The following is a 10572-nucleotide window of genomic DNA, read 5'->3' on the forward strand; positions in this document are numbered from 1 at the left end:
ATTCAGCGAATCTGCGCTACTGGCGACGGTGATGTTGAGCGCCATGCCGTCGGCCACGATGGAGGCCGGGTAGACCCCGTCGAGACGTGCTCCGTTCCAATACAACTCGTCCTTCGCGCCGGGCACGTTGGAGATGATGACGTTGAACGGCGGTGGAGTGTTGTTGACGAATCCCGGGACCGCCCCGAACAGCAGCGGCAACATCGTCGCGGCCCCGAACGCCAGGGACTCGAGAGTGTTGAACTCCCGCATCATGTCCTTGCCCTTGACGGTGGAGTCGGTGATACACGCCAGCCGCTCGAGCGGATCCGATTCGTGCGTACCGAGATTGCACAGGATGGTCGACACCGAGTTACCCTGGCTGCAGTCCTCTCCGGGCTTGCGTAGAGATACGGGAACCATTGCGATCAAAGGCGAATCGGGAAGCGCCTCCTCGTCGATGAGATAGCCGCGCAAGGCACCGGCGCACATGGCGAGGACGATGTCGTTCAGCGTCACGTCCAATGCCCTGGCCACCTTGGTCATTCGCGTGATCGACCAACTTTCGGCAGCGAACCGTCGAGCTCCGCCGATCGGCACGTTGAACATCGTTCGCGGCGCCCGAAGCGGCAGCTGGGCGCCCTCGTTCTTCAACGCGCGCACACCCAGTCGCGCGGCGGCCGGTACGAAGTCCGCCAAATCGCCGACGATCTTGCGCCCCAACGACAGGCCGCCCGACACCGCCTCGAGGGCCGTCGACGGCTTGGGTGCAGGCTTCGAGTGGAACAGCGACGGATCCCACGTTGCGACGCCGCTCCGGTCGTCGGGATCGGTCGTCAGCGTGTTCATCATGAGCTTCAATGCCGAGACACCGTCGACGAGCGAGTGGTGCACTTTGGTGTACAACGCGATTCGCCCGTCCGCGAGTCCCTCGATGATGTGCAGTTCCCACATCGGACGATAGCGGTCGAGCGGGGTGCCGTGATTGAGGGAGATGAACTGAAACAGCTCGCGGATGCGTCCGGGCGCAGGCAGGACCACGCGTCGAACATGATATTCGAAATCTATATCGTCCTCGCGTGACCAGGCGAGCGCGCCCATGACGTTGACCGGCCTGCCGGGGCGCTTACGAAACAGCTCGTGCACCTCACCCTTTGTGAACTGTGTGTGGATCAAGTCGGCAAGGTCGTGAGGTTCCCCAGCAGGTACGAATAACTGCAGCCCGCCGACATGCATCGGGTGTTCTCTGGACTCGGCGATCAGGAACACGGATTCGGTTACGGGCATGAGCGCCATGTGCGATCACCTTTGCGCCTAGTTTCGATCACGGTGTGACATCGAACACGATCTCACGTTAATGCAACCTAGATCACAGGATAATGTCTGTTACAGAGGGTCCCAAGAAAGTTGTACGAGAGGAGGCGAGGACGATGAACACCGTGCTCTCCGCACTGAAACAACCCAAGTCGTCGCCGAAGGGTACCTCCGCCAGGGTCGAAGTCCGTGGCCGAAGCGTGAGCTCACGCGCTCTCGCGGTCTACCTGCAGCTCACGGTCCGCCCCTTCCTGACCGTGTGGTCGAAGGCGCCTGGCCTGCCCTGGCCGATGGGACTCGTCGACTACGCGGGAATGCTGGTCCCGCCGTTGAAGGGCACGGAGTATCGGTCGGTGATGCTGGCCGAGTGCGAGGCGGAATGGATCCGCGCCGAGGGCGTCGGGAACGACCGGGTCGTGTTGTACCTGCACGGTGGCGCGTTCGTCTGCTGCGGCCTGAACACGCACCGGCGGCTCACCTCTCGTGTCTCTCACAGCGTCGATGCGCCCGTTCTGTCGGTCGACTACCGCATGATGCCGCGCAACCCGATCTCGCACGCGGTGGAAGACGGAGTCGACGGCTACCGCTACCTCCTCGATTCCGGGTACCGGCCGGACCAGATCTTCATCGCAGGCGATTCAGCGGGCGGCTACCTGGCCTTCATGGTCGCTCTGATGCTGCGCGATCTCGATCTTCCGACGCCGGCGGGAATCGTCACGATGTCCCCACTGACCAACATGGATCCGACGGGCAAGCTCGAGCACGACAACGCCTCTCGATGCGCGGTGTTCCCCGCGGGTGCAGTCCCCGCGCTCACGATGTTGGCCGACCGCGTCGACGCCCGCATCGTCGTCGAGGGCACCCGCGGCCCACGTGTGTCGCCGGTCGACGCCGATCTGACGGGCCTTCCGCCGGTTCTCATTCAGGCAGGGTCGACCGAAATCGTGCTCGCCGACGCCGAACTCATGGCCGACCGTCTGGTGGCCGCCGGCGTCGACTGCGAACTGCAGGTGTGGCAAGACCAGGTTCACGTGTTCCAGGCGGCCGACTTTCTCCCCGAAGCGCAGCACGCTCTACGCACGATCGGCCAGTTCGTTCGCTCGCGTAGCGCGATTCGGTTTGCGCAGGACTCCGCCTGAGTTACGTTGTCCCCATGGCAGTCACAGCAGACAAAGAGGTCGACATCGAAGCCGATGCGGCAGCAGTGCTCGAAGTACTCGCAGATGTGGAAGGGATCCCGGCGTGGTCACCCGTCCACAAGAAGGTGGAGGTCGTCGACCGGTTCGACGACGGTAAGCCCCATCACGTGAAGATGGAGGTCTCGATCCTCGGAATCAACGACGAGCAGACCGTCGAGTACACGTGGTCGGACAACAAGGTGATCTGGGATCTGGTCGAGAGCACCCAGCAGAAAGCGCAGCACGGCGAGTACACACTCACCCCGTCCGCCAAAGGCACGCACGTGAAGTTCTCGTTGACCGTCGACCCGAAGATCCCCCTCCCGGGGTTCCTCGTGAAGAAGGGCACCAAGACGATTCTCGAGGCCGCAACCGAAGGACTACGGCAACAAGTCCTCGGCTGAGACCTCGCTACACTCCCGCCACCCGGGAGGCGAGCACCGCCTCGTACAACTCCCTCTTGCTGACGCCGTCGACAGCCAGCTGCGCGCACGCATCCTTCAACCGCATGCCCGACGCCACGAGCTGTTCGACGTCGTCGATGAGATCTTCCGGTTCCGACGCCACCGCCACGGCACCGGCAAGAACAACGGTGATCTCGCCACGCACGCCATCTTCGGCCCACGCGGCGAGTTCGCCGAGGGTTCCACGCTTGACCTCCTCGTAGGTCTTGGTGAGCTCTCTGCAGACAGCGGCCCGGCGATCCGGGCCGAGGACTGCGACGGCGTCGGCGAGGCACGCAGCGAGGCGATGGGGGGCTTCGAAGAAGACGCATGCGCGCGACTCGGACTTCAGCGACTCGAAGAACTTGCTTCGCTGGCCCTGTTTGCGCGGCGGGAACCCGTCGAAGCAGAAGCGCTCGACGGGCAGGCCGGACAACGCCAGCGCCGTCGTCACCGCCGACGGGCCGGGCAGACACGTCACCGGGAGGTCGGCGTCGACGCAGGCGGCGACCAAGCGATATCCAGGATCACTCACCGACGGCATGCCCGCATCCGTGACCAGCAGGACCGACTTGCCGTCTCGAACGGCGTCGACCAAACCGGGAAGGCGCGCCGTCTCGACCTGGTCGTAGAAGCTGACCACCTTTCCGGTGATCGTCACCCCGAGTCCCGACGCCAGGTGTTTGGTACGGCGGGTGTCTTCAGCTGCGACGACGTCGGCTGTGGCCAGCGCGTCGCGTAGTCGCTGGGACGCGTCACCCACGTCGCCCATCGGGGTAGCGGCAAGGATCAGCATCCTCCCAGTCTCTCGCACATCCCGCCGCCCCCTACGATCGGTACGTGGCCTTGTTGACCGAGCGGTTCGTCGTCAGTCCCGGCCCGAGCGCACCCGCGGCCGACTTCTATCGCGACACCGACCGTCGACGGGGCTGGATCGTGACGCTCGTCATCACGACGATCGCGGCGATCACCCGGTTTGCGATGCTGCGGTACCCGACCGATGCGGGCACCCCGGTGTTCGACGAGAAGCACTACGCCCCGCAGGGATGGCAGGTGTGGACCGGGGGCGGGATCGAGGACAATCCGGGCTACGGTCTGGTCGTCCATCCGCCGGTCGGCAAGCAACTCATCGCGGTCGGCGAAGCCATCTTCGGGTACAACGGGTGGGGCTGGCGATTTTCCGCGGCGTTCGCCGGAACCATGCTGGTGCTGATCGTGATTCGCATCGTCAGGCGCTTGGCCAGATCGACGCTCGTCGGGGCCATCGCGGGAATCCTGTTGATCGCCGACGGAGTCACGTTCGTCTCGTCGCGGATCGGGATGCTCGACATCTTCCTCGCGTTCTTCGTCACCGCCGCTCTCGGCTGCCTCGTGGTCGACCGTGACGACGTCCGCCGACGAATGGCGACGGTCCGCAGCGAAGGCCGAATGCACGCAAGCCGGTTCGGACCTCGAATGGGCGTGCGCTGGTGGCGGTTCGGTGCTGGCATCTTGCTCGGCCTCGCGTGCGGAACCAAATGGTCCGGCCTCTACTTCATCGCGTTCTTCGGACTGCTTTCCGTCGCCTTCGATGTTGCAGCCCGCCGCGCGAACGGCGTGCAGCGACCGTGGATCGGCACTGCCGTCCGGGACATCGGGCCCGCGCTCTACGCGCTGGTCGTCATCCCCGTGATCGTCTACCTGTGCACGTACGCAGGGTGGTTCGCGAGCGAGACCAGCGTCGACCGCCACGCCGTCGGCAATCAGATCGGCACCGACGGGCCATTCTCGTTCGTGCCGGGGGCGTTGCGTTCGCTCTGGTACTACAGCGGCAACGTCCTCTCCTTCCACGAGGGCCTGACCAATTCGGCAGGCAACATCCATCCGTGGGAATCGAAGCCGTGGAGTTGGCCGATGGGCCTGCGGCCGATGCTCTACTACTTCGCCGAGGGTGACGCCGTTCAAGGCTGCTCGGCAACTTCATGTGTCAAAGCGATCATGCTCATCGGAACGCCGGCGATGTGGTGGCTCGCGGTCCCCATGCTGCTGTGGTCGCTGTGGATGATGCTGGTTCGTCGAGACTGGCGATTCGCAGTGGTTCTGACCGGCTACGGCGCGGCTTACCTCCCCTGGTTCGCGACGCTCGACCGACAGATGTACTACTTCTACGCCGTCGCTCTCGCGCCGTTCATGGTCATGGGAATCGCGCTCGTCCTCGGCCAAGTCATCGGCCGAGCCCGATCGTCGGCCGAACGTAGAGGCACCGGATTGATGCTCGTGTGCCTCTACCTCGGCCTCGTGATCGCGAACTTCATCTGGTTGTGGCCGATTCTGACGGGCATGCCGATCACGCCCGAGCTGTGGCAGCGGCAGCTGTGGCTACCCAGCTGGCGCTAGCGGCTCCGCCGCAGTAACTCGGGCGGCTCCGCCGCAGTGGCGCGGTTGAGTGCACTCACGTGCGCTCAACCGTGCCACTGGGGACACGCGCGACCATCGGATCCTGCGACAGATCCTTGTACAACGAGATGCACAACCCGATCATGACCAGCACGAACGGGGCAGCAGCGATGATCGTCATGGTCTGCAAACCGTTCAGCGCGTCCGCGCCACCGGTCCACAGCATCAGCGCGGCGATCCCGCCGGTGAGAACTCCCCAGAAGACGACCACCCATTTGCTCGGTTCCATGCTGCCGTGTTGGCTGAGTGTGCCCATCACCATCGATGCCGCGTCGGCACCGGAGACGAAGAAGATGGCTACCAGGATCATGACCAGGACACTGGAAATGCCTGCTATCGGCAGATTTTCGAGCATGCCGAACAGCTGCGACTCACTGCTGTCCCGACCGGCCAGGTCGATCCCGTTCTGTTGCTCGGCTATGCCTGCGCCGCCGAAGACGGAGAACCACACCAGGCTCACCGTGCTCGGGACGAGAATGACACCGATGACGAATTCGCGAATAGTTCGACCGCGACTGATCCGGGCCAGGAACATGCCGACGAACGGGGTCCAGGACACCCACCACGCCCAGTAGAAGATGGTCCACGACGACAACCAGCTCGCTGTTTCGCCGCCGTCGCCCGATGCGGCGGATCGCGCGGACATGTGCACGAGCTGGCTGGCGTAATCGCCGATGGTCGTCGGAATCAGGTTGAGAATCAACACCGTCGGGCCGAGAACGAACACGAACACGGCCAGCACGAGCGCCAGGACCATGTTGATGTTGGACAGCCATTGAATTCCCTTGGCGACGCCGGAGACCGCCGAGGCAACGAACGCGAGCGTCAGCAGTGCGACGATCGCGACGAGAAGCAACGTTCCGGATTCACCGAGCCACCCGAGAACTTCGAAACCCGAACCGATCTGCAATGCGCCGAGACCGAGTGACGCCGCCGTACCGAACATGGTCGCGAAGATCGCCAGAATATCGATGACCTTGCCGATGGGACCTTCCGCGCGGCGCCCGAGAATCGGAATGAACGCCGAGCTGATGAGTTGCTTCCTGCCGCGACGAAAAGTCCCGTACGCGACAGCGAGACCGACGACGGCGTAGATCGACCACGGATGCAGACTCCAGTGGAACATCGTCGTCGCCATCGCGGCTCCGATCGTCCCGTCGGATCCCGGAGGTGGACTGACGAAGTGCGCCAACGGTTCTGCGACGCCGAAGAACATCAACCCGATGCCCATGCCTGCACTGAACATCATGGCAATCCAGCTGACGGTGTTGAATTCCGGTTTCTCACCGTCGTTGCCGAGCGGGATCTTGCCGAACTTGCTGACCGCCAAGTAGATCGAGAACACGACGAATCCCGACGCGGCGAGAATGAAGAGCCAGCCGATGTTGGTGACGAGCCATCCTAGAATCGACGTCGTGGTCGATTCGAGTGAATCCGCAGCCACCAGCCCCCAGATCAGGATCGCGGCGGTGATGACTGCGGAGATACCGAAGACCAGGAAGTCGGTGCGAGGTCGACTGCCTGGAAGGAAGTTCGGGTCGGACCCGGCTGAACCCTGAGGTCGCTCGGTATTCGTTGCCATTGAATCACCTAAGCACTTCGAGGTGGGCATTCACCTGGTAACGCGTAGATCTTTACGGCAGCGAAATGCGAGGACCCCAGGGTTTACCTGCGCAAACTTATTACGCGCGCGCCTTCACGAAACTGGTCTTGCCGCCGAACACGCCGTCCAGGCTGAATCGGCCCGCGCCGGTCGCGGCGAGGAGAAGTGCGCCGACGCCCAGTGCGACAACCAGTTCGTAGCCGCCTTCGGAGACGAATACGCCCAGGTCGTAGTGCACGAACAAGAATGCGCCGAGCATGTCCAGAAACAGTAGGATGCCGACGATCGGGGTGAAGATGCCCACGACGAGGGCCACGCCACCGACCAGTTCGACGAACGTTGCGAAATACGCTGACACCATCGGCAGCGGGACGCCCATGCCCTCGAAGCCGGCCTTGGTCGCGTCGAGTCCGTTGGTGTTCAGCTTCTGCCAGCCATGGGCGATGAATACGATCCCGAGGCCGACACGGGCCACCAGGGTTGCGATGTCGCGGAAAATGGACGAGTTCATGTGGGATCCTTCGGGCACGGCAACAGGACGGCACAACCCTGACACAGTTTGGTTGAAGCGTCAACCTAGCTGCGTAGTGCCGTCTCGAGCAAGGCCCGAGCTTTGTCGTCCGTGAGCCCGAGCGCCCGGAGCTCTGCGACGTACGCCATCGCGGCACGCGCGGCGTTGTCCTCCGTGGGGTCGCCACCCGAGGCGATGAACGTGCCGAGCCGTCCGCGAGCTTCGATGACGCCCTGCGTTTCGAGTTCCTTGTACGCCTTTGCAACCGTGTGCGGGGCGATGCCCAGCTCCGCCGCCAACCCTCGTACGGTCGGGATCTTCGTTTCCACAATCAGCTCACCGCTGCGAACCTGATCGAGGATCCCGACACGTACCTGCTCGAACAAGGGAACCTTCGACGCTGCATCGATGTGAACACGCATCCGCAGTGTCTATCAGACGCCGGTGACAGCGTCCTCGATACGTGTCGTGCCTGACGTCAGCATCAGCGTCTTCCCAGCCGTCGACGGCGTCTCGATCAACGCAGCTATCACTGCAGCGACGTCGGCGCGAGGCACCGTACCCCGGTCGAGGGGTGGCGCGGACAGCGTGACGTGGCCGGTCGGTTCGTCGTCGGTGAGACCGCCGGGCCGCAGAATGGTCCATGCGAGCGCGGTGCGGCTCTTCAGGTCGTCCTCGGCTGCGGTCTTTGCCGAGATGTATGCCTTCCAGGTGTCCTCGGCGTCGTCGTCGACGGCTTCACCGGCACCGAACGAGCTGATCTGGACGAACCTGGTCACACCCGCCTTCTCCGCCGCGTCAGCCAGCAGCACCGCAGCTGCGCGGTCGACGGTGTCCTTGCGTTCGATTCCACCGGACGGACCTGCGCCTGCTGCGAAGACCGCGGCATCGGCGTCGTGCAGAAGCGCCGCGACCTCGTCCACCGACGCGTTCTCCAGATCCACGACCTCCGGCAGCGCACCGAGGGCAGTAACGGCGTTGGTGTGCTCTGGGTTTCGAATCAGCGCAACGGCGCGATCTCCCTGCGCGGTCAGTACCTGGATCAGGTGCTGGGCAATTTTTCCGTGGCCTCCGGCAATCACTACTCGTCGATCAGTCATTGCTTTCGCCTACCCGACACCCACGGTTCACAAACAATGGCACTATCTACGACCATGACTTCGACTGCGACGATCTACCACAACCCGAGGTGCAACACGTCCCGAACTGCGCTGAAGCTGATTCAGGAAGCCGGGATCGAGCCCACGGTCGTCAAATATCTCGAGACGCCGCCCACCAAGGACGGACTTCGGAAACTGCTCGACGATGCGGGTATGACTGCGTCGCAGGCCATTCGGAAGAGAGAGGCCGTGTACAAGGAGCTGGGCCTGAAGGACGCTTCCGAGGACGACCTGATCGCAGCAATGGTCGACAATCCGATCCTCATCGAGCGGCCGATCGTGGTGACGGACAAGGGAACCGTTCTCGCGCGGCCCGCCGACAAGGTGCGCGAGGTCCTCTGACACCCTGTGCGCGGTCACCATCACGAACGCACAGGCGGCGCCCCCGCACTGTCCCGGGCCACCGGACACGACATGCACCTGGGACCGCCTCGGCCCGAGCCGAGTTCCGATCCGCTGATCCGCAGCACTTCGATTCCCGACGCCTCGAGCCGGGCGTTGGTCTCGACGTTGCGCTCGTAGGCGACGACGACACCCGGGGCGAGTGCGAGGGTGTTGTTGCCGTCGTCCCATTGCTCGCGTTCTGCGGTGATGGTGTCGAGACCGGTGTCGATGACACGGAGCTTGCCGATGCCCATCGCGTCCGCGGCCGCCTCGAGGAACGGGTCGGCGCCACGGATGGTCACCCCGGCCTCTTCCTTGCGGATAGTGAACGCGGACAACGTATCCTGAATTGCCGGATACATCACGACCGCATCGATGTCGACCATCGTGCATACGGTGTCCAGGTGCATCGACGCCCGCTCCTGCGCGATGGGAACGACCAGCACGGTGTGTGCGAGTCCGTCCTCGAACAGACTACGAGCCAGAGCTTCCGCGCCTGCGGGCGTCGTCCGTTCACCGACACCGACCGCCACGACACCGGGAGCAAGCAACAGCACGTCCCCGCCCTCGACCGGCGCCGTGCGCGATTCGTACGCACGCCGAACTCCGAGAAAACGCGGATGAAACGCATAGATCAGATCGGTCAACGTCGTCTCCCGCAGCCTCGCGGGCAACGCCAGCGACGTGATCGCCACGCGATTACCGATCCAGAACGACGAGTCACGCGTGAACAGCAGATTCGGCAAGGGGTCGATGACGAAGTCGCCACCATGGTGCATTCGCCGAACCAGGGACGCGCCAGGCAGTTCCGGCTCACCGGACTCCGCAGCGAGGAGCTCGTCGAAGGTCATTCCGGCCATCAGTATCGATGCCAACTCCGGCGCGGGCACACCGCGCAGGTGCGCGGCCAAATCACGGGCCAGCGCACGGCCGAGGCGTCGCTCGTTCACCGCCGCGGAGATACCCTGCATACGCGCCGCCCCGCTGACCGTCATCGCCTCGGTGAGCAGGTCTGACAGTAGAAGCACCTCGACGCCGCGACTGCGCAGGAGTTCGGCGAACGCGTCGTGCTCCTGCTGCGCCCGGTCGACCCACGGCACGCCGTCGAACAGCAGCTGATCGTTGTTGCGCGGCGTGAGGCGCCGCAGCTCGTCGCCAGGCCTGTGAAGCATCACCGTACGCAGGGTTCCGACCTCCGAGTCGGCACCAAGTTCTGCAGTCATCGCCTAACCGTAGGCGCTCAGCGCCCGGTGCGCGCGTGGTTGCTGCGGGCCATACCCCTTCACTCACCGGGACAAGCTCGAGTAACGTCGAGCTATGCCGATGCCCGACTGGAAAGTCCGCGAACTCACTCCCGCGCAGCTTTCCGAACGCAGCGGAGTTGCCGTGTCCGCTTTGCACTTCTACGAGAAGCAGGGCCTCATCACGAGTAGACGCACGTCGGGGAACCAACGTCGGTATCACCGAGACACGCTGCGGCGAGTCGCGTTCATTCGCATCTCGCAGAAGGTCGGCATACCTCTTGCCCGAATCCGCGACGCTTTGGCCGATTTGCCGGAAGAGC

At 63.9% G+C, this 10572-nt stretch carries 12 protein-coding genes; 5 read left to right on the forward strand and 7 right to left on the reverse strand.

Annotation, left to right across the window (positions count from 1 at the left end; genetic code table 11):
• The coding region (locus tag A2J03_RS21130) for a WS/DGAT/MGAT family O-acyltransferase (protein WP_068377941.1) at window positions 1-1275 on the reverse strand (1275 nt) is incomplete at its 3' end.
• Window positions 1276-1409: 134 nt separating this feature from the next.
• Between A2J03_RS21130 and A2J03_RS21135 the strand changes: the two genes are divergently transcribed.
• Together A2J03_RS21135 and A2J03_RS21140 are read left to right on the forward strand one after the other, a co-directional pair.
• Window positions 1410-2432 (forward strand): alpha/beta hydrolase, encoded by a 1023-nt coding sequence (locus A2J03_RS21135; protein ID WP_231912637.1) that lies wholly within the window; start codon window positions 1410-1412, stop codon window positions 2430-2432.
• Window positions 2433-2446: 14 nt separating this feature from the next.
• Window positions 2447-2875, forward strand: coding sequence for an SRPBCC family protein (locus A2J03_RS21140; RefSeq protein WP_068377946.1), 429 nt, complete (start codon window positions 2447-2449; stop codon window positions 2873-2875).
• A 7-nt stretch (window positions 2876-2882) separates the two neighbouring features.
• On the opposite strand, the gene rsmI is transcribed toward A2J03_RS21140, so the two are convergent.
• Window positions 2883-3710, reverse strand: a complete 828-nt coding sequence (gene rsmI / locus A2J03_RS21145; RefSeq protein ID WP_068377948.1) for a 16S rRNA (cytidine(1402)-2'-O)-methyltransferase — start codon at window positions 3708-3710, stop codon at window positions 2883-2885.
• Between the two features lie 44 nt (window positions 3711-3754).
• On the opposite strand from rsmI, the gene A2J03_RS21150 reads away from it, so the two are divergent.
• Window positions 3755-5290, forward strand: coding sequence for a dolichyl-phosphate-mannose--protein mannosyltransferase (locus A2J03_RS21150; RefSeq protein WP_068377950.1), 1536 nt, complete (start codon window positions 3755-3757; stop codon window positions 5288-5290).
• 55 nt (window positions 5291-5345) lie between these two features.
• On the opposite strand, the gene A2J03_RS21155 is transcribed toward A2J03_RS21150, so the two are convergent.
• The 4 genes from A2J03_RS21155 to A2J03_RS21170 form a co-directional block, all read right to left on the reverse strand.
• On the reverse strand, window positions 5346-6932 hold the full coding sequence (locus A2J03_RS21155; protein ID WP_068377954.1) for a BCCT family transporter: 1587 nt from the start codon (window positions 6930-6932) through the stop codon (window positions 5346-5348).
• A gap of 100 nt (window positions 6933-7032) precedes the next feature.
• Window positions 7033-7464 carry a DoxX family protein gene (locus A2J03_RS21160; protein WP_068377956.1) on the reverse strand — a complete coding sequence of 144 codons (432 nt, stop codon included), beginning with the start codon at window positions 7462-7464 and terminating at the stop codon, window positions 7033-7035.
• A 65-nt stretch (window positions 7465-7529) separates the two neighbouring features.
• Window positions 7530-7886 (reverse strand): GntR family transcriptional regulator, encoded by a 357-nt coding sequence (locus A2J03_RS21165; protein ID WP_068377958.1) that lies wholly within the window; start codon window positions 7884-7886, stop codon window positions 7530-7532.
• Window positions 7887-7898: 12 nt separating this feature from the next.
• Complete coding sequence (locus tag A2J03_RS21170; RefSeq protein WP_068377960.1) at window positions 7899-8564, reverse strand: NAD(P)H-binding protein; 666 nt, start codon at window positions 8562-8564, stop codon at window positions 7899-7901.
• A 54-nt stretch (window positions 8565-8618) separates the two neighbouring features.
• Between A2J03_RS21170 and arsC the strand changes: the two genes are divergently transcribed.
• Window positions 8619-8966, forward strand: a complete 348-nt coding sequence (arsC, locus tag A2J03_RS21175; RefSeq protein ID WP_068377962.1) for an arsenate reductase (glutaredoxin) — start codon at window positions 8619-8621, stop codon at window positions 8964-8966.
• A gap of 20 nt (window positions 8967-8986) precedes the next feature.
• Here the strand turns inward: arsC and arcA are convergent, their stop codons facing one another.
• Window positions 8987-10231, reverse strand: coding sequence for an arginine deiminase (arcA, locus tag A2J03_RS21180; RefSeq protein WP_068377964.1), 1245 nt, complete (start codon window positions 10229-10231; stop codon window positions 8987-8989).
• A gap of 94 nt (window positions 10232-10325) precedes the next feature.
• Between arcA and A2J03_RS21185 the strand changes: the two genes are divergently transcribed.
• Window positions 10326-10572 (forward strand): MerR family transcriptional regulator (locus A2J03_RS21185; protein ID WP_156520496.1); only part of this gene is annotated, 247 nt, incomplete at its 3' end.

It is taken from the genome of Rhodococcus sp. EPR-157, from assembly GCF_001647195.1.
Taxonomy (GTDB): Bacteria; Actinomycetota; Actinomycetes; order Mycobacteriales; family Mycobacteriaceae; genus Rhodococcoides.